This is a genomic window from Burkholderia territorii (genome assembly GCF_902833055.1).
Classification (GTDB): domain Bacteria; phylum Pseudomonadota; class Gammaproteobacteria; order Burkholderiales; family Burkholderiaceae; genus Burkholderia; species Burkholderia territorii.
Map to the genome: position 1 here is coordinate 138,225 of NZ_CADFEJ010000013.1, position 24,474 is coordinate 162,698.

Below are 24,474 nucleotides of genomic sequence, written 5' to 3' on the forward strand. Positions count from 1 at the left end.
TTATGCGGAAGGTCGCGGAATTCGCGCGATACCCGATCAATAAGGTCGATTAACAAGAGACGATCGAGGCCGAACGACGGACGAAAAAAAACCGCTGCCGGTCGGGCAGCGGTTTTGGGTAAAGCGCTCTAAATCGCGAAATCAGGCGTATTCGGCGAGTGCGGTGCGCATCTTCTTCATCGCACTCGCTTCGATCTGGCGGATGCGTTCCGCCGATACGCCGAACTCGGCCGCGAGATCGTGCAGCGTCGAGCCGCCCGAGCCGTCGTCGTCGACGTTCAGCCAGCGCGCCTCGATGATCCGGCGGCTGCGCGCATCGAGCGCGTCGAGCGCCTGCGCGATGCCGTCCGTCTGCAGCATGTCGCGCTGACGCGCGGCGAGCACGGCGGTCGGCTCGTTGTGCGAATCGGCCAGGTAGGCGATCGGTGCGTACGACTCCTCGCCGTCTTCGACCTGGCCCTCGAGCGCGATGTCGCCGCCCGACAGACGCGTTTCCATTTCCGTCACGTCTTCGCGCTTGACGTTGAGTTCCTGCGCGAGGCCGTCGATTTCCTCGGGCGTCATCGCCTGCATGCTCTTCTTGTGGCTGCGCAGGTTGAAGAACAGCTTGCGCTGCGCCTTCGTCGTCGCGACCTTCACCATCCGCCAGTTGCGCAGGATGTACTCGTGGATCTCGGCCTTGATCCAGTGGATCGCATACGACACCAGGCGCACGTTTTGCGCCGGGTCGAAACGTTTCACGGCCTTCATCAGGCCGATGTTGCCTTCCTGGATCAGGTCGCCATGCGGCAGGCCGTAGCCGAGGTAGTTGCGCGCGATCGACACGACGAGCCGCAGGTGCGACAGCACGAGGCGGCGTGCCGCGTCGAGGTTGTTGTGTTCGCGGAATTCGGTCGCGTACTGGCGTTCCTCTTCGGCGGTCAGCAGCGGGATCCGGTTGACGGCCTGGATGTACGCGTCGATGTTGCCAAGCTGGCCCGGCAACATCGATTGGGTCGCGAGCGCCAGCGAGCCTGCCGATTCGGCCTTGGCCGGCGTCGGGCTCAGCGTGTTCGGAAGGGTCAGGGCATGGCTCACTAAAAAACTCCTTTGGAATCAGGGACAAACCCGTGGTCTCGGATGAGATTCCGGGGTCCATCTTAGCACTCCCGTAATCCGAGTGCTAAATCCTTAGAGGGGGTGCGGGCATCGAAGTTCCCGGTTCTCTATCGGGATCGTTGAATTGATAGTCTAATTTGCGACAGGGCTGGCCGGCGGAAGTTCCGTAAGCCGTTGTTTCACATGGTAATCAGTAGACGGTTTCGATTTTTGTAGTTTTGGAAGCAAACAATTTCGCTTCGTGATGCCGATCGGAAAAGTCCTTTACCATACCATTCAGTTCGCTCGGGCCCGGCCGTTGCGGCGAGGCTCCATTCAACCCACAAAGTTGGAGTGTCTGATGAACAATAAGAAGAATTGTCGCCCCCGTAGCCGGCTTGCGCTGCATGCGCTGCTGGCGGCGTCGCTGCTGGGCGGATCCGGTGCCGCGTTCGCCGATCGATGGGGAATCCAGGCGGGCGGCGGGTTTTCGGATCGCCACGGGATCGACAAGGCCGATCTCGGCGTCGTGTGGGATCCGGGCTGGAACTGGTGGGAAATCGGCGGCTGGCACTTCGCGTTCGTGATGGAAGGCCACGCCAGCTACTGGCACACGGGCGGCAATGTTCACGGCAGCATCGGCGAATTCGGCGCGACGCCGATGTTCCGCTTCATCAAGAGCGCGGGCCAGGTGCGTCCGTTCGTCGAGGCCGGCGCCGGCATCCGCTTCCTGACTTCCCCGACGATCTCCGACAAGCTGTCGCTGTCGACGTCGTTCCAGTTCGTGGACGTCGTCGGCGTCGGCGCGCAGTTCGGAGAACGGCAACAGTACCAGCTCGGCTACCGTTTTCAACATGTGTCTAACGCGGGTATCAAAGAGCCGAATCCTGGTATAAATTTCCACCAGTTCTACGTGCAGTACAACTTCTGATCCGCACGCCCGCGCATGGCGGGCGCGTTGCCGAGGAGTCAGGCGATGGCGAAGGTGGTCGATGCGATTCGCGCGCTCGAGCGCGATCGGTTCCGGGCGATGGTCGACGGGGACGGCGAGGCGCTCGATGCGCAATTGTCGGACAAGGTGTTCTTCGTGCACACCAACGGCAAACGCGAAACCAAGCAGCAGTTCATCGACGCCATCGTCGGCGGCCGCCGTCGCTATCGCCAGATCGAAATCCAGTCGCAAGACCTGCTGCCCGTCGGCGACGCAACCTGCGTCGTCACCGGGCGCGCACTGATCGAGATGGAAACCAACAACGGCGGGCTGGTGTTTCCGATCGCCTATACCGCCGTCCATACGCACGAGCAGGGGCAGTGGCGCCTGCTGGCGTGGCAGGCGACGCGGTGCGCGACCGAGACATGAGCGTGTGTCGCGCTCCTTTTCATGTCCCGACCGAAGCGGCCTCCTGGGCCGCTTTTCATTGCCCGTGCGGCGCGGATTGCGCGGCGCACGGGCGGTCACGCACCGCTCGCTGACGTTCGAACACTGAAACGAAAACCCGCCGGTCAGGCCGCCGCGCGGCGGTCGGCGCACTGCCAGGCCGAGCGGTTGATCGCGCTGACGAGCGCATCGAGCGCGGCGCTGGCCGCATCGGCGTGCACGCCGACGCCGTGCCGCAGCGGCGCATCGCCGACCCGGCAGCCGACCGATACCGCGATTCGTCCGTCCGCCGTGCGCGTGTGTTCGCACGAGGCGACGTCGATCATCGCGCCGGCTGCCGTCGCGAAGGCAGCGGCAGTGCGTCGCACGACGTCTTCGGGCGTCGCGCCGGCGGGCGGCGTGCCCGCGATGTCGCGGTTCTGCCAGCGCGCGGTGTCGCCGTGGCGCGCGGCCGGGCCGTCGGTCTCGAAGAATTCGCGGGCGAACAGCGCGCAGATCGCGTCGCCGGTCACTTCCTCGCCCGACGCATCGGCGAGCGTCTGCACCGCGTGGCTGAATTCGATCTGCACGCGCCGCGTCGGCGTGAAGCCCATCCCGCGCTCGAGCAGGAACGTCGCGCCGCCCTTGCCGGACTGGCTGTTCACGCGAATGACCGCGTCATAGCTGCGGCCGAGGTCGGCCGGGTCGATCGGCAGGTACGGCACTTCCCACACCGCGTCGGGGCGCTGCTGCGCGAAGCCCTTGCGGATCGCATCCTGGTGCGAGCCCGAGAACGCGGTGAATACGAGGTCGCCCGCGTACGGATGACGCGGATGCACCGGAATCTGATTGCAGCGTTCGACCACGCGGCGCACCGCATCGATGTCGGAGAAATCGAGGCCCGGATCGATGCCCTGCGTATAGAGATTCAGCGCGAGCGTGACGAGATCGACGTTGCCGGTGCGCTCGCCGTTGCCGAACAGGCAGCCTTCGATGCGGTCGGCGCCCGCGAGCAGCGCGAGCTCGGCGGCCGCGACCGCGGTGCCGCGATCGTTGTGCGGATGCACGGACAATACGATGCTGTCGCGATACGCGAGGTTGCGGTCCATCCATTCGATCTGGTCGGCGAACACGTTCGGGCTCGCGGCTTCGACGGTCGCCGGCAGGTTGACGATCATCTTGTGGTCGCGGGTCGGCCGCCACGCCTGCGCGACCGCGTCGCACACTTCGCGCGCGAACGTCAGCTCGGTCATGCTGAAGGTTTCCGGCGAGTACTGGTAGGTCCAGCGCGTGTCCGGGCGGGCCGCCGCGTGTTCCTTGATGAGTCGCGTGCCGTCGACCGCGAGCGCCTTCACGTCGTCCTTCGACATCCCGAACACGATGCGCCGGAACGACGGGCAGATCGCGTTGTACAGGTGCACGATCGCGCGCGGCACGCCTTCGAGCGCATCGAAGGTGCGCGCGATCAGGTCTTCGCGCGACTGCACGAGCACTTCGATCGTCACGTCGTCCGGAATGCGCTTGTCGTCGATCAGCTTGCGGACGAAATCGAAGTCGGTTTGCGACGCCGACGGAAAACCGACTTCGATCTCCTTGAAACCGATCGCGACCAGCATGTCGAAGAATTCCAGCTTCTGCTCGATGCTCATCGGCTCGATCAGCGACTGGTTGCCGTCGCGCAGGTCGGTGCTCATCCAGACCGGCGCACGCTCGATGGTGCGGGTCGGCCATCGGCGGCCGTTGATGCGGACGGGTTCGAACGGACGGTACTTGTCTTGCGGGTTGCGCTTCATCTTCTGGACCTCGGGTCTCAAGTCGCGAGCGAAGACGGGCGGCATGGGCGACGGGTGGCGCTGCCTCGCACCGTGGCGCGGCAAATGCGCAACGGATGCGGATGATCTTCGCGAATCGGCCGACGGATAGACGGACGAATGCTGACGACTTCGGGTTGTAAAAACTGCGAGAAGGGTGCTGCGAGGAACTGCAGGGAGGGACCGTGCGGACAGCACACGGCGCTAAGACAGCCTTAGGCTAGTCGTAGCGATAGCGACCGCGCTAGGCGGCCGGAGGTAATTCGGAGGGTGTTCGGAAAGGAACGCATGGCGACAACTCTATGCCAGGATGCGTGCGCGTGTCAAATGGTCGGTTCAAAGCCCGGCGCGACGCCGTGCCGGGCCGGGATGCACGGTCACGGTGGGAGCCGGGCGATCCGCACGATCGTCGCGACTTGCCGCGCAAGCGTGTCGGGTACCGGAATTTCGCCGCGCAGCACGGCGTCCGTCCACGCGGCCGTGGTTGCCGCGTCGCGCGATTCCGGCAGCGCGACGGGCGGCGCGTCGCTCGACGAGCGCTCGGGATCGATCAGCGTGTCGCATACGCCGTCGTGCAGCCAGTCGACCTGCACCTGGCGTCGCGTGTCGGCCACCGCCTCGCCTTCGGTGCCGCGCGCGAGCAGCGCGCCGCCGAGCGCGGCGTCCGGATGATCGCGGAACAGTTGCGCGAGGCTGTCGCGGTACGGCGGATGCGTGTAGTTCACGAGCCGCAGCCCGGCCGGCGCGAACGGCTGCAGGATCTTCACGAGCGTGTGCGTCGAGTTGCGCACGCCGAGCACGCCGCGCAGCGACAGCAGGCGCGCGATGCGCGGCGCCAGCGCATCGATCGGCGCGAACGCGACGCGGCGTTCCGCGAGCGTGTCCTCGATCGCGTCGTGCGATGTCGACGGCGCGATCGACAGCGCCGAGAAGATCTCCGCGCTCGTCACGCGGCCCGGATCGCGCTCGACGCCGTGCACGAGCACCGGCACGCCTTCACGCGCGAGCAGCAGCGCGAGCAGCGGCACCAGGTTCGGCTGCTTGCGCGCGCCGTTGTAGCTCGGGATCGACACCGGGCGGAACGCGGCGTCCTGCACGCGCACCGGTTCGAACGATGCCTGCGCGGCGGCGAGCATCGCGGCCAGTTCGTCGGCGCTTTCGCCCTTCAGGCGATAGGCGATCAGGATCGCGCCGAGCTCGACGTCCGACACGCGCGCGTCGAGCATCGCGCGATAGAGCTCGAACGTGTCTTCGGCGGACAGCGCGCGTGCGCCGTGCGGGCCGCGGCCGATTTCCTTGATGAAGCGGGCGCAAGGGAACGGCGAGGCTGCGGAATCGTGGGGAGCGGTCATCGGGGCGCGCGGTGAGCGGTGGGGAATGCCCCGAGTATCGCACGGGCGCGGCTCGCCCAAGCACGGCCGCGCGCGCCGACGCGGCGCGGCGCGCTAAACTCGGGTTCCCGGCGGGGCCGCGTGCGCCGCGGCGCCGTTGCCGGCCGAATACGAACAGAGAGACATCCCATGAAGCTCTACAGCTATTTCCGCAGTTCCGCGTCGTACCGCGTGCGGATCGCCCTGAACCTGAAGCAGTTGCCGTACGACACGGTGCCCGTGCACATGCTGCGCGACGGCGGCGAGCAATTGAAGGACGCTTACCGCGCGTTGAATCCGGATGCGGTCGTGCCGACGCTGATCGACGGCGACGCCACGCTGCAGCAATCGCTCGCGATCATCGAATATCTCGAGGAAACGCATCCCGAACCGGCGCTGTTGCCGAAGCAGCCCGTCGATCGCGCGTATGTGCGGGCGATCGCGCTGCAGATCGCGTGCGAGATCCATCCGCTCAACAATCTGCGCGTGCTCAAATACCTGAAGCACACGCTGAATGTGCCCGAGGAAGCGAAGAACGACTGGTACCGGCACTGGATCGAGGCGGGTTTCGCGTCGCTCGAGACGCGCCTCGCGAACGATCCGCGCACCGGCAAGCTCTGCTTCGGCGACACGCCGACGCTCGCCGATATCTGCATCGTGCCGCAGGTGTTCAACGCGAACCGTTTCTCGATCGACACGACCCGTTTTCCGACGCTCCATCGGATCGCCGAACATGCGTCGACGCTCGACGCGTTCAAGGCCGCCGAGCCAGGCGTGCAGCCCGATGCCGAGTGACGCCGCGACGGCGCAAGCGGCCGGCTGAACGGCTGGCCGGCCACGCATGAAAAAAGGGCGCCCGAAGGCGCCCCGTCGCGGTGCGGGCCGGCTGCGTTCAGCCGAGCAGCGCGTCCGCGAATTCCACTGCGCTGAACGGCTGCAGGTCCTCGACCTTCTCGCCGACGCCGATGAAGTAGACGGGCACCGGGCGCTGCCGCGCGATCGCGGCGAGAATGCCGCCCTTCGCGGTGCCGTCGAGCTTCGTGACGATCAGGCCCGTGAGGCCCAGCGCATCGTCGAATGCCTTCACCTGCGTGAGCGCGTTCTGGCCCGTGTTCGCGTCGATCACGAGCAGCACCTCGTGCGGTGCGCCATCGTGCGCCTTCGAGATCACGCGCTTCACCTTCTTCAGCTCTTCCATCAGGTGCAGCTGCGTCGGCAGGCGGCCGGCCGTGTCGGCCATCATCACGTCGATCTTGCGCGCGCGCGCGGCGCTGACCGCGTCGAAGATCACCGCGGCCGGGTCGCCGCTTTCCTGCTGGACGACCGTCACGTTGTTGCGCTCGCCCCAGACGGCCAGCTGTTCGCGCGCGGCCGCGCGGAACGTGTCGCCCGCGGCCAGCAGCACCGACTGGTCGAAGCTCTGCAGGTGCTTCGCGAGCTTGCCGATGCTGGTCGTCTTGCCGGCGCCGTTCACGCCCGTGATCATCATCACGAGCGGCTGCGCGCGGCCGAGCATCAGCGATTTCTCGAGCGGCTTGAGCAGCTCGACGAGCAGGTCGTGCAGTGCGCTCTTCACCTGTTGCGGATCGGTCAGCCGGCCCGCGCGCACCTTCTCGCGCAGCGCGCCGAGCAGGTATTCGGTCGCATCGACGCCGGCGTCGGACATCAGCAGCGCGGCTTCGAGCTCTTCGTACAGGTCGTCGTCGATCTTCGTGTTGACGAACACGCCGGTGATGCTCGAGCCCGTCTTCGCGAGGCCGGACTTCAGGCGCGCGAGCCACGATTTCTTCGCGGCGGCGTCCTGCGTCGGCGGCGGAACGATCTCGACCGCTTCGACGACTTCGTCGCTGCCGTCGTTGGTCGGCGTGACCGTCATCACGACGGCCGGCGCGGCCGGCTGCGCTTGCGCGGGCGCCTGCGGCGCTTCGATCGGCTCGCGCGCGTCGGCGGCGGGCGCGTCGGACGGTTCGTCCGGTTGCGGCGCATCGATCGATTGCGATTCCGCGGAGTCGGGCTCCTGCGTTTTCTTGAATCGTTTGAAGAAGCTGAACATGGTCTGACGTCGGGAAGAGGGCGGGGCGCCGCCAGGGCGGAGCGCCGGAGGGGCCGTCATGCGTGCGCACGGCGGCCGAAACCGTGCATTTTATCAGCGCGGCGACGCACTCGCGTCAGCCGGTGCCGCCGCTGTGGTAACGTGCGCCTGTTTGGCGGTGCGCCCTCCTGCGCACCCGGTCCTCCGTCGTCGATATTTCCGTATGTCCCGTTCCTCTTCCGGCCGCCCGACGGCCTCCCCTGGCCGCGGCAAGCCGCACACGATCCGCATCATCGGCGGTGACTGGAAGCGCACGCCGCTCGCCGTGCTCGATCTCGACGGCCTGCGGCCGACGCCCGATCGCGTGCGCGAGACGCTGTTCAACTGGCTCGGCCAGGATCTCGAAGGCCGGCGCTGCCTCGACCTGTTCGCGGGCACCGGCGCGCTCGGTTTCGAGGCTGCGTCGCGCGGCGCGACGAGCGTCGTGATGGTCGAACGCCACCCGCGCGCGGCGCAACAACTGCGCGCGATCAAGGACAAGCTCGGCGCGCGCTCGGTCGAGGTCGCGGAAGCCGACGCGCTGCGGCTCGCGGCCGGGCTGACCCCGGGCGCGTTCGACGTCGTGTTCCTCGATCCGCCGTTCGGTGAGCCGGCCGTGCTCGATCGCGCGATCGCGCTGGCGGCGCCGCTCGTCGCGCCGGACGGCGCGCTGTACGTGGAGACGGGCGCGGAACTCGACCCGGCCGCGCACGAAGCGCTGGCCGGTTGGCAGGTGGTGAAGCACGGCAAGGCAGGCGCGGTTCACTATCATTTGCTGCGGCGCGAAAATGATGAATAATGCGCGTTCCATACGAGGCGGCGCACCGCAAAGGCGACGCATGCCCATCTCGGCAGCGGCGTGCGCATCGCACGGCTGCCACCCCGTTTGCGTGATGACAGGAGGAGCGACATGGTAGTCGCCGTGTATCCCGGTACGTTCGATCCGCTGACGCGCGGGCACGAAGACCTCGTGCGGCGTGCGTCGAGCATTTTTGATACGCTGGTGGTCGGTGTGGCCGACAGCCGCGCGAAGAAGCCGTTTTTCTCGCTGGAAGAACGTCTGAAGATTGCGAACGAGGTGCTCGGTCATTATCCGAACGTGAAGGTGATGGGCTTCAAGGGCCTGTTGAAGGACTTCGTCCGCACCAACGACGCACGCGTGATCGTGCGCGGCCTGCGTGCCGTGTCCGATTTCGAATATGAGTTCCAGATGGCGGGGATGAACCGCTATCTGCTGCCCGACGTCGAGACGATGTTCATGACGCCGTCCGACCAGTATCAGTTCATCTCGGGGACGATCGTGCGCGAAATCGCGCAGTTGGGCGGCGATGTCAGCAAGTTCGTGTTCCCGTCCGTCGAGAAGTGGCTGACCGAGAAAGTCGCCGCGATGGGAGGCCCTGCCGCGTGACGCGGTGCCGGCCGGTTTCGATGCGAAGCCGGCCGACGGCCCGAAGAAGTGAGACCAGTATGTCTTTGATGATTACCGACGAGTGCATCAATTGCGACGTGTGCGAGCCCGAGTGCCCGAACGGCGCGATTTCGATGGGCCCGGATATCTACGTGATCGACCCGAACAAGTGCACCGAGTGCGTCGGCCATTTCGACGAGCCGCAGTGCCAGCAGGTGTGTCCGGTCGAATGCATTCCGCGCGATCCGCAGCATGAAGAATCGCATGCGCAGTTGATGGCGAAGTATCACGCGTTGATCGCCGCCAAGGGCGACGACGCGCAGTGACCGCGTGACGACGCGCGCCGCTCGCGTCGTCACGGATTGCCCGGCCGGCGCCGCGTGGCGCCGGTTCCTTCCCCCTTCGAGTCAGCCGATCAGGTCGCGCAATGCCGCGACGAGCGCGTCGCATTCGGCGTCGGTGCCGACGGTGATGCGCAAGTGCTGGTCGATGCGCGGCGCCCGGAAGTGCCGTACGAAAATTTCCCGATCCTTCAGCTTCGCCGCGATCGTGCCCGCATCGTGCGCGGGATGACGCGCGAACACGAAATTCGCGGCCGACGGCACGACGTCGAAACCGAGTGACTCGAGCGCGTGCGTGAGCCGCGCGCGGCTGTCGATCACGCGCCGGCAGGTCGCATCGAAGTAGTCGGTGTCTTCGTATGCCGCTTGCGCGGCGACCTGCGCGAGCCGGTCGAGCGGATACGAGTTGAAGCTGTCCTTCACACGATTCAATGCGTCGATCAACGCCGCATCGCCGAACGCGAAGCCGACGCGCATGCCCGCCAGCGAGCGCGCCTTCGACGTCGTGTGCACGACGAGCAGGTTCGGATGGCGGTCGATCAGCGTGATCGCCGATTGCGCGCCGAAATCGACGTACGCCTCGTCGATCAACACGACCGACGACGGGTTCGCGGCCGCGATCCGCTCGATGTCCGCGAGCGGCAACGCGCGTCCGGTCGGCGCGTTCGGGTTCGGAAACAGCACGCCGCCCGCATCGTCGAGATAGTCCTCGACCCGGATCGAGAAGTCGTCCGCGAGCGGCACGATTGCGGTCTCTACGCCGTACAGGCGCGCATAGGTCGGGTAGAAGCTGTACGAGATGTCGGGAAAGCGCAGCGGCCGGTCATGCTTGAGCAGTGCCTGGAATGCGTGCGCGAGCACCTCGTCGGAGCCGTTGCCGACGAAGACCTGCCCGGGCTTGATCCGATGATGCGCGGCGACCGTCTCGCGCAGTGCGCGCGCGAGCGGGTCGGGATAGCGGCGCAGCGTGTCGCCGGTGTCGCCGAGTTCGCGTGTGATCGCCGCGACGACGCGCGGCGAGGGCGGATAGGGATTCTCGTTGGTGTTCAGCTTGACGGGATGTGCGAGCGCGGGCTGCTCGCCCGGCACGTAAGGCACGAGTTGCTGAACGACGTCGCTCCAGTAACGGCTCACCGCTTGGCTCCTGACGGGCAAAACGACCAGATTACCGCATGTGGCGGTTGCGGTGCGTGATCGCGCACGAAGCAGTCGCCGCCCGGCGCCGCCGGACGGCAGGTTGCACCATGCCGGTGCGATGCGGATTCAGTTGCGATGCAGCTGCATCGTCGCGCGATCGAGTTCGCCCTTGACGACCATCGGCATCACGGCGAGCGCGCGCTCGATCGATGCGTCGATCACGTCCTGCTCCTCGCGGCGCGGCGGCTTCAGCACGAAGTTCGCGACGTCGGGCTTCGCGCCGGCGCGCGCGCCTTCCGGGATCAGATCGCGCGGATGGCCGATGCCGATGCGCAGGCGCCAATACTGCTGCGACGACAGATGCGCGGTGATGTCCTTCAGGCCGTTGTGGCCGCCGCTGCCGCCGCCGAGCTTCAGCTTCACCGTGCCGGGCGGCAGATCGAGTTCGTCGTGGGCGACGAGGATCTGGTCGGGCAGGATCTTGAAGAAACTCGCGAGCGCGACGACCGACTGGCCGGAGCGGTTCATGTAGGTTTGCGGCTCGAGCAGGTGCACTTCCTCGCCGTGCAGGCGCGCTTTCGCGTAAAAGCCATGGAAGCGGCGCTCGTCGCGCAGCGTCGCGCCGGCTTCGCGGGCGAGCTGGTCGATCAGCCAGAAGCCGGCGTTGTGGCGCGTCGCGGTGTATTCCGCCCCGGGATTGCCGAGGCCGACGATCAGTTTGATCATGACGTTTCGTAGGCGGCAGCGCCCGCCTGGGCGCAGAAAAAGAAAAACCCGCCGGGCAAGCCACGGCGGGTTGCGTCGACCGTTTCTCGAAACGGATCGATCGGGCGCGTAGGCGGCCGCTTAGGCAGCCGGCGTTTCGCCTTCGCCTGCTGCGTCCGACACGGCGCCAGCCGGGACCGTCGCCGATGCGATGACCGGGTTTTCCGCGTCGACGTGCGCGACCAGCGTCACGCCCTTCGGCAGTGCGATGTCCTTCGCGTGCAGCGACTGACCTGCTTCGATCTTCGACAGATCGACTTCGAGGAATTCCGGCAGAGCCGACGGCAGGCACTCGACTTCGATTTCCGTCGCGACGTGCGAGACGATTGCGCTCGACAGCTTCACTGCCGGGCTGACTTCAGCGTTCAGGAAGTGCAGCGGCACCTTCGTGTGCAGCTTCTTCTTCGCGTCGACGCGCTGGAAGTCCACGTGCAGCACGAGTTGCTTGAACGGGTGGTATTGCACGTCGCGCAGCAGAACCTGTTGCGACTGGCCAGCGATTTCCAGGTCGAGGATCGACGAGTGGAAGGCTTCCTTCTTCAGTGCGTGCCACAGCGCGTTGTGATCCAGTTCGATCTTTTGCGGGGCTGCTTCGCCACCGTAGACGATACCCGTGGTCTTACCGGCGTTGCGCAGGCGGCGGCTCGCACCCGTACCTTGCTGTTGGCGCTCGAAAGCGACGACTTTCATGTGATTCTCCATTAGCTGCCCGCGACCAGGCAGTAAAACGGGGCCGGCGAAATGGCGGCCCCCGATGAAACGGACGGGGCTTCGTCTATCCCGTCCGATTGTGCAAAAAGCGAAGCGTTGCCGCTTCGCTTTCCGCGCATGCTATATCGTGTCGTTCCGCGATCAGGATTCCGCGAACAGCGACATCACCGAGTCGCCGCGGCGAATCCGCGAGAACGTTTCGGCCAGCAGGCTCGCGCTCGTCAGCGAGCGGATCTTCGAGCAGGCCAGCGATTCGGCCGACAGCGGGATCGTATCGGTGACGACCAGCTCGTCGAGTGCCGATGCGGCGATACGCTCGGCGGCGCCACCCGACAGCACCGGGTGCGTCGCGTACGCGAATACCTGCTTCGCACCGCGATCCTTCAGCACTTGCGCTGCCTTGCAGAGCGTGCCGGCCGTGTCGACCATGTCGTCCATGATCACGCAGGTGCGGCCTTCGACTTCACCGATGATGTTCATCACTTCGGCGACGTTCGCCTTCGGACGACGCTTGTCGATGATCGCGAGATCGCAGTTGAGCTGCTTCGCGAGTGCCCGGGCACGGACCACGCCGCCGACGTCCGGCGACACGACGAGCAGATCCGAGTAGTTCTGCTTGCGCAGGTCGCCCAGCAGGATCGGCGTTGCGTAGATGTTGTCGACCGGGATGTCGAAGAAGCCTTGAATCTGGTCGGCGTGCAGATCCATCGTGATGATCCGCTCGACGCCGGCGATTTCCAGCATGTTCGCGATGACCTTCGCCGAGATCGCGACGCGCGCCGAACGCGGGCGGCGGTCCTGGCGGGCATAGCCGAAGTAGGGGATGGCTGCGGTGATCCGGCCGGCGGACGCGCGCTTGAGCGCGTCGACCATGATCATCAGTTCCATCAGGTTGTCGTTCGTCGGCGCGCACGTGGATTGCAGGACGAAGACGTCCTTGCCGCGCACGTTTTCCTGGATCTCGACCTGGATCTCGCCGTCGGAGAAACGGCTGACCATTGCTTTGCCGAGGGGAATTCCAAGGATATTGACGACTTCCTGGGCGAGCGCGGGATTCGCGTTGCCAGTAAAGACCATCAGGCCATCATGGCTGTGGCTGCTCATCGTGCACCTGCTTCAGGCTTAGGCGGGAAATGCGGGAAAATTTTTGGCAGGGGAGGAAGGACTCGAACCCTCGCATGCCGGAATCAAAATCCGGTGCCTTGACCAACTTGGCGACTCCCCTACACTCAACTGATAACTTCACCGGACTTGTAGGCCATCCGATAAAGCGAAACTTCATGACGCGAAAGCGAAGAGCGGATGCTCGCTCAGACTCTCGGCAACTGCACCGTTCCAACCGGTGGGCAGCTTGGCTTGCGCCGCTTCTGCCTCGTGCCTGCTATGAAACGCTGCAAACACGCTTGCTCCGGAGCCGGTCATCCTCGCGGGGGTCACATTATACAACCATTTGACCACCTGCGCAACTTCCGCGTACTTACTTGTCACAACTTGCTGCATGTCGTTCCGGCCGAAGCTGTCTGGCCATCCCGCATCGCTGTTTTGCTGTGCAAGAAAGTCCGTAATTGTGACTCGCTTCGTATCTCTTGTCAACAACTCGTCTGAAAAAATTTCAGCGGTTGGGACATGAACTCGCGGCGTTACGACCAAGAACCAGCGAGTCGGCAATTCTACCTCAGCTAATTCTTCTCCGATACCCTCTGCGAACGCATTTTTTCCAAACACGAAAAACGGGACGTCCGCGCCGAGTTTCACTGCGAGCGACTGCAGTTCCGCGCGCGGCAGATCGAGCTGCCACAGACGGTTCAGCGCGAGCAGCGTCGTCGCCGCGTCGGAGCTGCCGCCGCCGAGGCCCGCGCCCATCGGCAGGCGCTTGTCGATCTCGATGTCGACGCCGGCCGTGGAGCCCGTGTGCGTTTTCAGCAGGTTGGCCGCGCGCACGACGAGGTCGCTTTCCTCGGGCACGCCCGGCACGTCGGTGACGCGTGCGACGCGACCGTCGTCGCGCAGCGTGAAGTGCAGCGTATCGCCCCAGTTCAGCAGCTGGAACACGCTCTGCAGATCGTGATAGCCGTTCGGTCGACGGCCGGTGATGTGCAGGAACAGGTTGAGTTTCGCGGGCGCAAGGCAGTTGCGCAGCGAGCGGGTCGAATCGGTCATGCGTATGTCGGGGCTAGGTTGCGTGCTTACTGGTCGAGCACGAGCTTGATGTCGAGCGGCGGCGTCGCGCGCACGAGGTTCACGCGTTTGACGCCCGTGGCCGGTGCGTCCGCGTAGGCAAGATAGTCGATCGTCCAGCCATCCTGGCGGATCTGCTTCACGTGCGTCGTGTCCGCCGGGTCGCGCACCGTTTGCGCGGGCGTGGCGGGCGCGGGCGTCGGCAGCAGCCAATAGCGCAGACCGGCCAGCGGCAGCGAGAAGCCGAGCGTGTTCTGCATCAGCTCGCCAACGTCCGTCGCGTATTGCGGCTGGCGGTTCGGCAGTTCGAGCGATGCGGCCTGCGGCGTCGATTTCACGACGGCGAGCGTCTGGCCGAGCGGGCTGCGCAGTTCGAGCGATACGTCGTCGCCGTGCTCCTGCCAGTCGAAGTTGCCGTACACGTTTTGCGGTCGGCCGAGGCGGTCGCTGTACTGCACCGCGAAGCGGCCGTGATACGCATGTGTCGCGGCCGTCTGCAGCACGGCGCCCGACGGCGCATTCGCCGACGGCGGCGTGCTCGCGCAGCCGGCGAGCGCGAGCGCGGCGCCGGCCGCGGCCAGCGTGCGCAGCGCGCGGGAAGACGGAGAAGGCATCGGGAACATCCGCATCACAGGCCGTTGACCTGCAGGCGCTTGAGCGTCTGCACGAGCGTGTCGTTGTCGGGTTCGAGCTTCTGCGCGGCACGCCACGCGACACGCGCGTCGTCCTGCGCGCCGCTCTTCCACAGCACTTCGCCGAGGTGCGCGCCGATCTCGGCGTTCGGCTGCAGCTCGTACGCGCGCCGCAGCACCTTCGCCGCGCCCGCCGTGTCGCCCATCCGGTACTTCACCCAGCCGAGGCTGTCCATGATGTAGGCGTCGTTCGGCGCGAGCGACAGTGCCTTGTCGATCAGCTTGCTGGCCTCGGGCAGGCGCTGGTTGCGGTCGGCCAGCGAATAGCCGAGCGCGTTGTACGCCTGCGGGTTGTCGGGCTGCGTGCGGATCAGCTCGCGCAGCTGCTTTTCCATCGCCGCGTAGTGGCCGGTTTTCTCGGCCGCCATTGCGTAGTCGTAGCGCAGGTCCGGGTCGTCCGGGAAGTCCTGGACTGCCTGTGCGAGCCGCGCCTCGGCTTCCGGATAGCGCTTCGCGGTGAACAGGATCGATGCATCGGTGCGTGCGACCACGGCCGCATCGCGCGGGTCGCTGATCGGCAGGTCGTCGAGCACCTTGCGCGCTTCGTCGGTCTTGCCCTGTTTCTGCAGCAGTTGCGCGCGCGTGATCTGGGCGGGCAGGTAGTGCTGGCTCGTCTGGTCGACCTTGTCGAGCCATTGCGACGCCTGCGCGTCGTTGCCCTGCTCGATCGCGATCTGCGCGAGGTAGATGTAGCCCTGGCCGACGTCGAGGTTCGGCTGCTTGTCGCCGAGCTGCACGTACTGTTTCAGGTATGCGCTCGCGTCGTCGAGCTTCTTCTGCTGGATCTTGATCAGCGCGAGCGCCATCAACGGTGTCGGATCCTTCGCGTCGAGCGTGCGCATCGTCTCGAACTGCTTTTGCGCGTCGTCGAGGCGGTCGTCGGCGAGATAGAGCTGCGACAGCGCGAGCCGTGCATCGCGCGACTTCGGATTCTGCTGAACATATTTTTCGAACGACGCGATGCCCGTCGCGCGCTCGGCGGGGCCCATCTGCGACAGCATCAGCGCCGCCGGCAGATAGTCGGGGCGGATCTGCAGCGCCTGCTTCAGCGACTGCGCCGCGCCTTCCTTGTCGTCGACCGCGAGTTGCTGGCGCGCGATCGCGAGCTGCGCCTCGGGGCGGTTCATGTCGTTCTTCAGCATGTCCTTCAGCACCGCGAGGCCGCCGACGCGGTCGGAGCCGCGCACCAGCAGCGCCTGCAGCGCGAGGATCGCGGGGCCGCGCGTCTCGCCGGTCGCGCGGGCCAGTTCGCGCGCGAGCATCGGCTGCGCGTCGGCCGGCTTGCCGGCGAGCACGAGCAGCGCGGCGTCGACTTGCGAAGCGCGGTTCGAATCGGGCGCGTACTGGCGCCACAGATTGGCCGCGGACAGCGCATCGGCCGGACTTTGCGCGCCGAGCGCGATCTCGGTCGCACGCTGCGCCATGCGCGGATCGCGCGTGTCGCGGGCGAGCGCGAGGTAGGTCTGGTAGGCCGGCGCCGGCTGGTTGCGCTGGAGTGCCACCTCGGCGGCCAGCACCTGGTAGACGATCTGGCTCGTCAGCGGGACACCGGGGAGATCCTTCTTCTCGTCCGGCATGACGTGCTCGAACGCGCCCTGCGGCTCCGCGTCGTCCGATGCCGGATCCTGCGCGTGAGCCGGGAAGGCGGTGAGGGTCCACGCGGCGAACAGCGCGGCGCCGAGCGCACGGCGGACCGGGAAGGCGCGCGCGCCGCGCGCGGCGGCGGGGCGCTTCAGAAGCAGCTTCGAGGGCAAGGTCATGGAAATCCGTTCGATGTTTCAACCGATTGTAACGCGCTCGCTACAATACACGCACGATCGTAAATCGAGCTTAAGACCCGCAGAACATGCCAGAGTTGCCAGAAGTCGAAGTCACGCGCCGGGGCATCGCGCCCTTTGTCGCGGGCCGCCGCGTCGAGCGTGTCGACGTCCGTACCGCGATGCTGCGCTGGCCCGTGCCGGCGGGGCTTGCCGAGCAATTGCGCGCGCGCGAGGTGCTCGCCGTCGAGCGTCGCGGCAAGTATCTGCTGTTCGAGGTCGACGCAGGCTGGTTCATCGTTCACCTGGGGATGACGGGCACGCTGCGCGTGCTGCCCGCGGCCGGCGTGCCGGTCGCCGCGAAACACGACCACATCGACTGGATCTTCGACGAATTCGTGCTGCGGTTCCGCGATCCGCGTCGTTTCGGCGCGGTGTTGTGGCACCCGCGCGAAGCGGGCGACGTGCATGCGCATCCGCTGCTCGCAAGCCTCGGCGTGGAGCCGTTCTCGCCGGCGTTCACCGGCGCGCTGCTGCATGCGCGCACGCGCGGCCGCACGGTGTCGGTCAAGCAGGCGCTGCTCGCGGGCGACATGGTCGTCGGCGTCGGCAACATCTATGCATCGGAGAGCCTGTTTCGCGCGGGCATTCGGCCGACCACCGCCGCCGGCAAGGTATCGCTGCCGCGCTACGAGCGGCTGGCCGACGCGGTGCGCGCGACGCTCGCCGATGCGATCGAGCGCGGCGGCAGCACGCTGCGCGATTTCGTCGGCAGTAACGGCGAAAGCGGCTACTTCCAGCTCGACTGCTTCGTCTACGACCGGGCGGGGCTGCCTTGCCGCACCTGCGGCACGCCGATCCGCCAGATCGTGCAGGGCCAGCGCTCGACCTATTTCTGCCCGACCTGCCAGCGTTGAGTCGCGCGTTGCAACCTCTTTCCAAAGATTCGATCACTTGAAGCCGCCCCGCATTGCTCCCGCTCCGTTCCCCGTCACACCGCTGCATCGCACGTTCGCCACGCGCCTGATCGCGTGGCAGCGCGTGCACGGCCGCCACGACCTGCCGTGGCAGAACACCCGCGATCCCTATCGGATCTGGCTGTCGGAAATCATGCTGCAGCAGACGCAGGTGTCGACCGTCGTCCCGTATTACACGCGCTTTCTCGAGCGCTTTCCCGACGTCGTCGCGCTCGCGGCTGCGCCGTCCGATGACGTGATGGCGCTGTGGGCCGGGCTCGGCTACTACTCGCGCGCGCGCAACCTGCATCGCTGCGCGCAGGTCGTCGTCGCCGAGCATGGCGGCGTGTTTCCGTCGACGCCGGAAGGGCTCGCGGAACTGCCCGGTATCGGCCGTTCGACGGCCGCGGCGATTGCGTCGTTCGCGTACGGCGCGCGCGCAACGATCCTCGACGGCAACGTGAAGCGCGTGCTCGCGCGGGTGTTCGGCGTCGAGGGCTTTCCGGGCGAGAAGCGCGTCGAGAACGACATGTGGGCGCTGGCGGAATCGCTGCTGCCGGATGCCGCGAACGCGGCCGACGTGAGCGCCTATACGCAGGGGCTGATGGATCTCGGCGCGACGCTTTGCGTGCGCGGCAAGCCGGATTGCGCGCGCTGCCCGTTCGCGGGCGACTGCGTCGCGCAATCGACGGGGCGTCAGCGCGAACTGCCGGCCGCGCGGCCGAAGAAGGCAGTGCCGACGCGCAAGACCTGGATGCTCGTGCTGCGCGACGGCGACGCCGTGTTGCTCGAGCGGCGTCCGCCGGCCGGCATCTGGGGCGGCCTCTGGTGCCTGCCGCAGGCGGACGGCGACGCGGCACTCGCGGAACTCGCACGCGGCTTCGGCGGTGGCGGGCCGGTGCCGCTCGCGCCGTTCACGCACACGTTCACGCATTTTCGGCTCGAGATCGAGCCGCGGCTGAGCGATGTGGCGAACGGCGGGCCGCCGCTCGCGCACGCGCAGGACGCCGAGACCGCGTGGGTGCCGTTGGCCGGGCTCGATGCGTACGGCGTGCCGGCGCCCGTGCGCAAGTTGCTCGATGCGTTGAGCGGGCCGCTGCTGTAGAGAAAGAAGGAAGGGGAAGAGTGCGGCGCGGACCGCGCTTACTGAAGCGCCGGATCGCCGCGCTCATCTTGCCCGCGAGGATGATTCACTCTGCGCGCCGCCGCGATGTGCGGCCGCGGCCGCGGCTTACAGCCATCCGTGCCGGTCGAGCACGTGGTGCACGGCATCGATCCGCGCGCCGACGTCAGGAAATTCCATCAATTTCTGCCGCGCGCGAAGGTCGAGCGGCAGCAGTTCAGCGAGGCGGTTCGATACCCAGCTCGGGTCGTCGAGGCGGAACGGTTCGCAAAACGGCATCTTGTCCGGTTCGGATTTCTTCAGCGCGTCGATGATGCGCTCCAGCACCTCGGCGCACGAGCCGAATTGCGCGAGCGCCTGTTCGCCTTCGAGCGGGATGTCGTCGGGCAGCGGTTCCGCGATCCCGACCAGCAGCCCGTTGCCTTCGACGCGATAGGACAGCAGCTCGAATCGCTGCGTACCGATCGCCTGCAGGTACAGCATGCCGAATTCGCCGGTGTCGCACTCGGTAATGCGCGCCATGCAGCCGATCGTCTCGGGCACCGACACGGCGCCGTCCTGCGCGACTTCGGGGCCGCTCTTCAACAGGCACACGCCGAACGGCGCATCGTCGCGCAGGCATGCGCGCGCCATGTCGAGATAGCGCGCCTCGAACACCTTGAGCGGCAGCCAGCCACCGGGGAACAGCACCGTGTGCAGCGGAAACAGCGGCAGGTCGATCAGGGTGGTCGATAGCGTGGACATGGCGCACCGGCAAGAGGGCGGTGTCGCTAAGGTCGTTCGACCTCGGTGACGAGCCGCGACGACGCGTCGACATCCACGGGCGCGTCACGATGCCGCACGATCACGTTCGCATCGTGCGCGAGGCGCGCGGCGAGCGTTTCCGCGATGAACACCGAGCGATGCTGACCACCCGTGCAGCCGATGGCGACGGTCAGGTAGCTGCGGTTGTCCTCGCGAAAGTGCGGCAGCCATTTCGTCAGGAACGCATGGATGTCGTCGATCATCTGGTGGACGATCGGCAGTGCGTCCAGAAAGGCGATGACCGGCTGGTCCAGCCCGGTGAGCGGGCGCAGCTCATGGTCGTAGTACGGATTCGGCAGCGCGCGCACGTCGAACATCAGGTCGGCATCGAGCGGCACGCCGCGCTTGAAGCCGAACGACTCGAACATCACCATCAGGTCGTTGTTCTTCTGGTCGATGAAGCGCTTGACCCACGTGCGCAGCACGTTCGCGCGCAGCGTGCTCGTATCGATCTGATGGCCGAATTCGGCGAGCGGTGCCACGAGCTCGCGCTCGCGCTCGATCGCTTCCTCGAGCGACGACAGCAGCCCGACGTTCGCGTCGTGCGACGGCGAGCCCGACAGCGGATGGCGCCGGCGCGTTTCGGAGAAGCGCTGGATCAGCGCTTGCGTGCTCGCGTTGAGGAACAGCACGCGGACATCGTGCTCGAGCGACAGCGCGCGGATCAGGCCGGGCATTTCGTCCAGCGACGCGCTCGAACGCGCGTCGATCGCGACCGCAAGCCGGTGCTGGCCGCCGTCGGCCAGGTAGCGGGCGAGTTCGGGAAGCACGTGCGGCGGCAGGTTGTCGACGCAGTAGTAGCCTGCGTCTTCGAGCGCGTTCAGCGCGACGGACTTGCCTGAGCCGGAGATGCCGGTGATGAGGACGATGCGCATGGGAAGCAGAGAATCCTGACGTTTCATCATAGCACCGGCTCGACGCGTCGGCGCTTCGAGGCCGGCGCCGGGGCGTTACACGAGCTTGCCGGGGAACTGGCTGTCGGGATCCTGCATCGCGAGCCGTTGCCGATCCATGAAATCGCGCAACGTGTCGATGCCGCGCAACTGCAGGATCGTGTTGCGCACGGCCGCCTCGACGAGCACCGCGAGGTTGCGGCCGGCCGCCACCTGGATCGTGACCTTGCTGATCGGCAGGCCGAGCACGTCGACCGTCTGGCTTTCCAGCGGCAGCCGCTGGAATTCGCCGTCCGGGCGGCGCACGAGCTGGACGATCAGCTTCAGCTTCATTTTCCGGCGCACCGCGGTTTCACCGAAGATCGTCTTGATGTCGAGGAGACCGAGGCCGCGCACTTCGAGCAGGTTCTGCAGCAGCGGCGGGCAGCGCCCTTCGACGAAATCGGGGCCAAGTCGGACGAAGTCGACGGCATCGTCGGCGACGAGGCCGTGGCCGCGGCTGATGAGTTCGAGGCCGAGTTCGCTCTTGCCGAGGCCGGAGTCGCCGGTGAGCAGCACGCCCATCCCGAGGATGTCGAGGAACACGCCGTGCAGCGTCGCGCGCGGCGCCAGGATGCGCGACATGTAGAGCCGCAGGCTGTCGATCACCGCGGCGGCCGACATCGGCGTCGTGAACAGCGGCGTGGACGAGCGCGTGCAGCGCAGCACGAGTTCCGGCGGCGCCGCGGCACCGCCGGCGACGACGAGGAACGGAGGCTCGAGGGCAATCAGCTCGGCCATGTGGCGTGAACGGTCTTCGTCGGTCTGCCGCTGGTAGTAGTCGATTTCGGCTTCGCCGAGCACCTGGATCCGGTTCGGGTGAATCAGGTTCAGGTGGCCGACGAGGTCGGCGCTCGACGTTGCGTTGCCGACGGTGTCGGCCGAAAAACCGCGCTCCCAGCCTTCATGCCCCGTCAGCCAGCTCAGCTTCAGCGTGGCCGCGTTGTCGTCGAAGATGCTCTGGGCGTTGATGCTGGACGTATCCATGACTCTCGTCACTCCAATGGGCCGGTGTGCAGGCGCGCGGCGACGGACGTCGCCATGCCGGGCGGCCCTGGACGGCGGCGCGTGCCGCGTCGTACCGGAAAAATTCCGCCCGGATCAACTCAAGGTTGCCACTGAGTGAGCAGGCGATGCAACTCGGCGATATCCGTTTCGTTGTGCAGACGCTCGCGCGCGTCGCGATCGGACAGCAGTTGCGCGATTTCCGACAGGATTTCGAGGTGCTGCTGGGTAGCTTGCTCGGGAACGAGCAGGAAAATCAGGAGACCGACGGGCTGGCCGTCGGGCGCTTCGAACGGGATCGCGTCGGCCAGCCGCACGAACGCGGCGAGCGGGTGCTTGAGCCCCTTGATGCGCCCGTGCGGAATCGCGACGCCTTCGCCGAGCCCGGTCGAGCCGAGGCGCTCGCGCGCGAACAGGTTGTCCGTGACGGTGCTGCGGGCGATGCCGTTCTGATTCTCGAAGATCAGCCCGGCTTGTTCGAAGACGCGTTTCTTGCTGGTGACGGAGAGGTCGATGACGACGTTCTCTATGGGCAGGATTTTGGCTAGGCGATTCATGTTGGCAGGCGATTGGGCGGCCTGGGGTCTCCTTGCGGCGGCAGACTGATTTTCCATGTTCGGCGATATCAAGGCGTTCGGCATCGGAAACCTGCGAGGCAGCTACCGCACCCAACGCCCCCCGGCGATAACCGGGACATTATAGAGCACAGCCGCGTGCATGGCGCGGCATGGACGGACCGGTCGCACCACTGCCGCTCGGACACAAAAAAAACGCCCGGCGAACCGGGCGGCGTGTGTATTGCGGTGAACGTTATTGCGGCGGCAGTTCGATCTGGTCGATCGACGGCTGCAGCTTGATCGGGTCGTGCGCATGCGTCTGCAGACGCTCCATGTGCTTGACGACCTGGCGATCCAGCTTGTCGATCAGCAGATCGATCGCAGCGTACAGGTTGCCGTTTGCGCTTTCGACGAAGATGTCCTTGCCCTTCAGATGCAGGTTGATTTCCGCGCGCTGCTGCTTGTCCTTTTCCTTGTGATTGTCGACCGAGAGGATCACAGTGCCATCGATCACCTGATCGCTATGCCGTAGCACCCGGTCCAGCTTGGTGATCACGTATTCGCGAATTGCAGGCGTGACTTCGAGATGATGTCCACTGATCTTCAGGTTCATAGTGCTTCTCCAAGCGAGTGACCACCCGGCCGCATCGAGGCGGCGCTCCGGTCGACTTGCTCCTGCCGCAGGTCGCGGCAAATTCGCGGACAAGTCGCCCGGCCTGTTCCCCGTATGCGCGGTGGCCGGAACACGCCTGCCGCCGGGCAGGCAGCAGGCTTAAAGAGACTTGCGCAGATTCACTGCCGGGATTTTGAGGGCTTCGCGATACTTGGCAACCGTGCGGCGCGCGACCACGAATCCCTGTTCTGCCAGCAGCTCGGCAATGCGGCTGTCCGAAAGTGGCGATTTTGGGTCTTCAGCTCCTATCAGTTGCTTGATCAGGGCTCGGATGGCGGTCGACGATGCGGCGCCTCCGGTGTCGGTCGAAACGTGTGATCCGAAGAAGTACTTAAATTCAAGCGTCCCGAACGGGGTCAGCATGTACTTGCCGGTTGTCACACGGCTGACAGTCGACTCGTGTAGGCCCAGCGTATCAGCTATTTCCCGCAAAACCAAGGGGCGCATGGCAATTTCACCGTGCGCAAAGAAATTCTTCTGACGCTCGACAATAGCCTGCGCGACACGCAGGATCGTGTCGAATCGCTGCTGGATGTTCTTGATCAGCCAGCGTGCTTCCTGGAGCTGCTGTTTCAGCGATCCGGCCGACGGATCGCCGCGGCTGTTGCGCAGGATGTTCGCGTACAGGTTGTTGATCCGCAGGCGCGGCATCACTTCCGGATTGAGTTCCGCGAGCCAGCCCTGGCCGGCCTTTTTCACGATGATGTCGGGCACGACGTAGTCGGCCTCGGCCTTGCCGTATGCGGCGCCGGGGAACGGCTCCAGCGAACGGATCAGCGCGTGCGCGTCGCGCAGCGCGTCGTCGCTCGCCTTCAGATGCTTGCGCAGCCGCGTGAAATCGCGCGCGGCGAGCAACTCGAGATGCTGCGACACGATCTCCAGCGCGAGCGTGCGGGTGGGGGACGGATCGAGTCGCAGCAGCTGCAGCTTCAGGCATTCGGACGCCGAGCGGGCCCCGACCCCGGGCGGATCGAAACTGTGCAGCAGCGCGAGCGCCGCGTTCAGTTCGTCGCAGTCGATTTCCAGTTCCGGCGGCAGGTCGGCGAGGACTTCGTCGAGGGAGGCGGTCAGGTAGCCGTCGTCGTCGAGCGATTCGATCAGGAACATCACGAGCGCGCGATCGCGCGGGCCGGCCTGCGTGACGCGCAATTGCGCGGACAGGTGGTCGCGCAGCGACGTCGCGGCTTCCTGAACCTGCAGCGGCGGGAGGTCGTCGTCGTCGGATGCGCCGCTCGAGCGCCCGAACTCGTCGAGATTCCATTGCGGGCCGTCGCCGGCGTCGCCCGAGGCGTAGCCGTCGTATTCGTCGGCAGCGGCCGGCTCGTCGCGCTCGGCGCGATCGCCCGACTGGCTGCTGCCGTTCACGGCGCCCGGCTCGGCGTTCTGGCCGGCAGGCGTCTGCGCGATCAGCGAGCCGTCCGCCGCGACACGCAGCGGGCTCGCGATCCATTCGTCATCGTTCTCGAGCAGCGGATTCTGCGCGACGGCCATCGCGACTTCCTGCTGCAGTTCGAGCGTCGACAGCTGCAGGAGCCGGATCGACTGCTGCAGTTGCGGTGTCAGTGCCAGGTGTTGCGACAGGCGGAGTTGAAGGCTGGCTTTCATGGCAGAGAGGGAGTCATACCGGCAGTTTGCCACGACCCAAGCGCCTTGAGCCATCCGCGATTACGCGCGGCGCGGCGCATGGCCGCAGGCAGGGCCGCCTTGCGGGGCATGCGGGCGCGCCCCCGCGCGGCGACGCCGGCGCCG

At 66.3% G+C, this 24,474-nt stretch carries 25 protein-coding genes and 1 tRNA gene; 8 read left to right on the forward strand and 18 right to left on the reverse strand.

Translation table 11 applies throughout. The annotated features are described in order from the left end of the window. Positions 1-141: 141 nt before the first annotated feature. Positions 142-1,077, reverse strand: coding sequence for an RNA polymerase sigma factor RpoH (rpoH, locus tag HW466_RS21420; protein WP_059451473.1), 936 nt, complete (start codon positions 1,075-1,077; stop codon positions 142-144). 361 nt (positions 1,078-1,438) lie between these two features. On the opposite strand from rpoH, the gene HW466_RS21425 reads away from it, so the two are divergent. Together HW466_RS21425 and HW466_RS21430 are read left to right on the forward strand one after the other, a co-directional pair. Continuing rightward, complete coding sequence (locus HW466_RS21425; RefSeq protein WP_060346096.1) at positions 1,439-2,008, forward strand: acyloxyacyl hydrolase; 570 nt, start codon at positions 1,439-1,441, stop codon at positions 2,006-2,008. 45 nt (positions 2,009-2,053) lie between these two features. Continuing rightward, positions 2,054-2,437 carry a nuclear transport factor 2 family protein gene (locus HW466_RS21430; protein WP_059451471.1) on the forward strand — a complete coding sequence of 128 codons (384 nt, stop codon included), beginning with the start codon at positions 2,054-2,056 and terminating at the stop codon, positions 2,435-2,437. Between the two features lie 143 nt (positions 2,438-2,580). On the opposite strand, the gene leuA is transcribed toward HW466_RS21430, so the two are convergent. Beyond that, positions 2,581-4,227 carry a 2-isopropylmalate synthase gene (gene leuA / locus HW466_RS21435; RefSeq protein ID WP_174905985.1) on the reverse strand — a complete coding sequence of 549 codons (1,647 nt, stop codon included), beginning with the start codon at positions 4,225-4,227 and terminating at the stop codon, positions 2,581-2,583. Between the two features lie 395 nt (positions 4,228-4,622). Beyond that, complete coding sequence (gene ybiB, locus HW466_RS21440; RefSeq protein ID WP_151006658.1) at positions 4,623-5,597, reverse strand: DNA-binding protein YbiB; 975 nt, start codon at positions 5,595-5,597, stop codon at positions 4,623-4,625. A gap of 168 nt (positions 5,598-5,765) precedes the next feature. On the opposite strand from ybiB, the gene maiA reads away from it, so the two are divergent. After that, positions 5,766-6,410 (forward strand): maleylacetoacetate isomerase, encoded by a 645-nt coding sequence (maiA, locus tag HW466_RS21445; RefSeq protein WP_059790989.1) that lies wholly within the window; start codon positions 5,766-5,768, stop codon positions 6,408-6,410. A gap of 97 nt (positions 6,411-6,507) precedes the next feature. Here the strand turns inward: maiA and ftsY are convergent, their stop codons facing one another. Continuing rightward, complete coding sequence (gene ftsY / locus HW466_RS21450; protein WP_151006764.1) at positions 6,508-7,668, reverse strand: signal recognition particle-docking protein FtsY; 1,161 nt, start codon at positions 7,666-7,668, stop codon at positions 6,508-6,510. A 202-nt stretch (positions 7,669-7,870) separates the two neighbouring features. Between ftsY and rsmD the strand changes: the two genes are divergently transcribed. The 3 genes from rsmD to HW466_RS21465 all read left to right on the forward strand — a co-directional run bounded on the left by rsmD (position 7,871) and on the right by HW466_RS21465 (position 9,420). After that, positions 7,871-8,485, forward strand: coding sequence for a 16S rRNA (guanine(966)-N(2))-methyltransferase RsmD (rsmD, locus tag HW466_RS21455; RefSeq protein WP_059544987.1), 615 nt, complete (start codon positions 7,871-7,873; stop codon positions 8,483-8,485). Positions 8,486-8,596: 111 nt separating this feature from the next. Further along, positions 8,597-9,094, forward strand: a complete 498-nt coding sequence (gene coaD, locus HW466_RS21460) for a pantetheine-phosphate adenylyltransferase (protein WP_059451465.1) — start codon at positions 8,597-8,599, stop codon at positions 9,092-9,094. A gap of 59 nt (positions 9,095-9,153) precedes the next feature. Continuing rightward, positions 9,154-9,420 (forward strand): YfhL family 4Fe-4S dicluster ferredoxin, encoded by a 267-nt coding sequence (locus tag HW466_RS21465; protein ID WP_059507779.1) that lies wholly within the window; start codon positions 9,154-9,156, stop codon positions 9,418-9,420. An 81-nt stretch (positions 9,421-9,501) separates the two neighbouring features. Here the strand turns inward: HW466_RS21465 and hisC are convergent, their stop codons facing one another. From hisC to HW466_RS21505, 8 genes are all read right to left on the reverse strand, one after another. Beyond that, a complete protein-coding gene (hisC, locus tag HW466_RS21470; protein WP_059790987.1) occupies positions 9,502-10,569 on the reverse strand; it encodes a histidinol-phosphate transaminase in 1,068 nt (355 codons plus the stop codon). Positions 10,570-10,698: 129 nt separating this feature from the next. Beyond that, positions 10,699-11,298, reverse strand: coding sequence for an aminoacyl-tRNA hydrolase (gene pth, locus HW466_RS21475; RefSeq protein WP_059451462.1), 600 nt, complete (start codon positions 11,296-11,298; stop codon positions 10,699-10,701). A gap of 120 nt (positions 11,299-11,418) precedes the next feature. Beyond that, positions 11,419-12,027 (reverse strand): 50S ribosomal protein L25/general stress protein Ctc, encoded by a 609-nt coding sequence (locus HW466_RS21480; RefSeq protein ID WP_059451461.1) that lies wholly within the window; start codon positions 12,025-12,027, stop codon positions 11,419-11,421. Between the two features lie 162 nt (positions 12,028-12,189). Further along, positions 12,190-13,152 (reverse strand): ribose-phosphate pyrophosphokinase, encoded by a 963-nt coding sequence (locus tag HW466_RS21485; RefSeq protein ID WP_040142028.1) that lies wholly within the window; start codon positions 13,150-13,152, stop codon positions 12,190-12,192. Between the two features lie 44 nt (positions 13,153-13,196). Further along, a tRNA-Gln gene (locus HW466_RS21490) sits at positions 13,197-13,273 on the reverse strand. Positions 13,274-13,326: 53 nt separating this feature from the next. Further along, a complete protein-coding gene (gene ispE / locus HW466_RS21495; protein WP_151005972.1) occupies positions 13,327-14,208 on the reverse strand; it encodes a 4-(cytidine 5'-diphospho)-2-C-methyl-D-erythritol kinase in 882 nt (293 codons plus the stop codon). Between the two features lie 26 nt (positions 14,209-14,234). After that, complete coding sequence (gene lolB, locus HW466_RS21500; RefSeq protein ID WP_059451459.1) at positions 14,235-14,855, reverse strand: lipoprotein insertase outer membrane protein LolB; 621 nt, start codon at positions 14,853-14,855, stop codon at positions 14,235-14,237. Further along, complete coding sequence (locus tag HW466_RS21505) at positions 14,855-16,678, reverse strand: tetratricopeptide repeat protein (RefSeq protein WP_174905986.1); 1,824 nt, start codon at positions 16,676-16,678, stop codon at positions 14,855-14,857. Before HW466_RS21505 ends, lolB begins: the two co-directional genes overlap by 1 nt. Positions 16,679-16,764: 86 nt before the next feature. On the opposite strand from HW466_RS21505, the gene mutM reads away from it, so the two are divergent. Next, on the forward strand, positions 16,765-17,592 hold the full coding sequence (mutM, locus tag HW466_RS21510) for a bifunctional DNA-formamidopyrimidine glycosylase/DNA-(apurinic or apyrimidinic site) lyase (protein ID WP_059451457.1): 828 nt from the start codon (positions 16,765-16,767) through the stop codon (positions 17,590-17,592). Positions 17,593-17,629: 37 nt separating this feature from the next. Further along, on the forward strand, positions 17,630-18,736 hold the full coding sequence (gene mutY, locus HW466_RS21515) for an A/G-specific adenine glycosylase (protein ID WP_059451456.1): 1,107 nt from the start codon (positions 17,630-17,632) through the stop codon (positions 18,734-18,736). Between the two features lie 126 nt (positions 18,737-18,862). Here mutY and HW466_RS21520 read toward each other — a convergent pair whose 3' ends face one another. The 6 genes from HW466_RS21520 to HW466_RS21545 form a co-directional block, all read right to left on the reverse strand. Beyond that, positions 18,863-19,498, reverse strand: coding sequence for an LON peptidase substrate-binding domain-containing protein (locus tag HW466_RS21520; protein WP_059451455.1), 636 nt, complete (start codon positions 19,496-19,498; stop codon positions 18,863-18,865). Positions 19,499-19,524: 26 nt separating this feature from the next. Continuing rightward, positions 19,525-20,433, reverse strand: coding sequence for an RNase adapter RapZ (rapZ, locus tag HW466_RS21525; protein ID WP_059451454.1), 909 nt, complete (start codon positions 20,431-20,433; stop codon positions 19,525-19,527). Between the two features lie 75 nt (positions 20,434-20,508). Then, the gene (hprK, locus tag HW466_RS21530) at positions 20,509-21,477 is read right to left on the reverse strand and encodes an HPr(Ser) kinase/phosphatase (RefSeq protein WP_006483133.1); all 969 of its coding nucleotides are present in this window, start codon (positions 21,475-21,477) and stop codon (positions 20,509-20,511) included. A 119-nt stretch (positions 21,478-21,596) separates the two neighbouring features. Then, positions 21,597-22,136, reverse strand: a complete 540-nt coding sequence (locus tag HW466_RS21535; protein WP_059598834.1) for a PTS sugar transporter subunit IIA — start codon at positions 22,134-22,136, stop codon at positions 21,597-21,599. A gap of 169 nt (positions 22,137-22,305) precedes the next feature. Then, on the reverse strand, positions 22,306-22,665 hold the full coding sequence (gene hpf / locus HW466_RS21540) for a ribosome hibernation-promoting factor, HPF/YfiA family (protein ID WP_006477786.1): 360 nt from the start codon (positions 22,663-22,665) through the stop codon (positions 22,306-22,308). 159 nt (positions 22,666-22,824) lie between these two features. Continuing rightward, positions 22,825-24,330 (reverse strand): RNA polymerase factor sigma-54, encoded by a 1,506-nt coding sequence (locus tag HW466_RS21545; RefSeq protein WP_059451453.1) that lies wholly within the window; start codon positions 24,328-24,330, stop codon positions 22,825-22,827. Positions 24,331-24,474: the final 144 nt, after the last annotated feature.

What these genes read in the sequence shown, in the direction of transcription:
- HW466_RS21505 (WP_174905986.1), bottom strand. Translation starts at nt 16,678, where the DNA reads ATGACCTTGCCCTCGAAGCTGCTTCTGAAGCGCCCCGCCGCCGCGCGC.
- lolB (WP_059451459.1), bottom strand. Translation starts at nt 14,855, where the DNA reads ATGCGGATGTTCCCGATGCCTTCTCCGTCTTCCCGCGCGCTGCGCACG.
- rsmD (WP_059544987.1), top strand. Translation starts at nt 7,871, where the DNA reads ATGTCCCGTTCCTCTTCCGGCCGCCCGACGGCCTCCCCTGGCCGCGGC.
- HW466_RS21535 (WP_059598834.1), bottom strand. Translation starts at nt 22,136, where the DNA reads ATGCCGAACGCCTTGATATCGCCGAACATGGAAAATCAGTCTGCCGCC.
- HW466_RS21545 (WP_059451453.1), bottom strand. Translation starts at nt 24,330, where the DNA reads ATGAAAGCCAGCCTTCAACTCCGCCTGTCGCAACACCTGGCACTGACA.
- HW466_RS21465 (WP_059507779.1), top strand. Translation starts at nt 9,154, where the DNA reads ATGTCTTTGATGATTACCGACGAGTGCATCAATTGCGACGTGTGCGAG.
- HW466_RS21520 (WP_059451455.1), bottom strand. Translation starts at nt 19,498, where the DNA reads ATGTCCACGCTATCGACCACCCTGATCGACCTGCCGCTGTTTCCGCTG.
- maiA (WP_059790989.1), top strand. Translation starts at nt 5,766, where the DNA reads ATGAAGCTCTACAGCTATTTCCGCAGTTCCGCGTCGTACCGCGTGCGG.
- ybiB (WP_151006658.1), bottom strand. Translation starts at nt 5,597, where the DNA reads ATGACCGCTCCCCACGATTCCGCAGCCTCGCCGTTCCCTTGCGCCCGC.
- HW466_RS21425 (WP_060346096.1), top strand. Translation starts at nt 1,439, where the DNA reads ATGAACAATAAGAAGAATTGTCGCCCCCGTAGCCGGCTTGCGCTGCAT.
- rapZ (WP_059451454.1), bottom strand. Translation starts at nt 20,433, where the DNA reads ATGCGCATCGTCCTCATCACCGGCATCTCCGGCTCAGGCAAGTCCGTC.
- mutM (WP_059451457.1), top strand. Translation starts at nt 16,765, where the DNA reads ATGCCAGAGTTGCCAGAAGTCGAAGTCACGCGCCGGGGCATCGCGCCC.
- pth (WP_059451462.1), bottom strand. Translation starts at nt 11,298, where the DNA reads ATGATCAAACTGATCGTCGGCCTCGGCAATCCCGGGGCGGAATACACC.
- HW466_RS21485 (WP_040142028.1), bottom strand. Translation starts at nt 13,152, where the DNA reads ATGAGCAGCCACAGCCATGATGGCCTGATGGTCTTTACTGGCAACGCG.
- hpf (WP_006477786.1), bottom strand. Translation starts at nt 22,665, where the DNA reads ATGAACCTGAAGATCAGTGGACATCATCTCGAAGTCACGCCTGCAATT.
- HW466_RS21430 (WP_059451471.1), top strand. Translation starts at nt 2,054, where the DNA reads ATGGCGAAGGTGGTCGATGCGATTCGCGCGCTCGAGCGCGATCGGTTC.
- ispE (WP_151005972.1), bottom strand. Translation starts at nt 14,208, where the DNA reads ATGACCGATTCGACCCGCTCGCTGCGCAACTGCCTTGCGCCCGCGAAA.
- leuA (WP_174905985.1), bottom strand. Translation starts at nt 4,227, where the DNA reads ATGAAGCGCAACCCGCAAGACAAGTACCGTCCGTTCGAACCCGTCCGC.
- HW466_RS21480 (WP_059451461.1), bottom strand. Translation starts at nt 12,027, where the DNA reads ATGAAAGTCGTCGCTTTCGAGCGCCAACAGCAAGGTACGGGTGCGAGC.
- coaD (WP_059451465.1), top strand. Translation starts at nt 8,597, where the DNA reads ATGGTAGTCGCCGTGTATCCCGGTACGTTCGATCCGCTGACGCGCGGG.
- hprK (WP_006483133.1), bottom strand. Translation starts at nt 21,477, where the DNA reads ATGGATACGTCCAGCATCAACGCCCAGAGCATCTTCGACGACAACGCG.
- ftsY (WP_151006764.1), bottom strand. Translation starts at nt 7,668, where the DNA reads ATGTTCAGCTTCTTCAAACGATTCAAGAAAACGCAGGAGCCCGACTCC.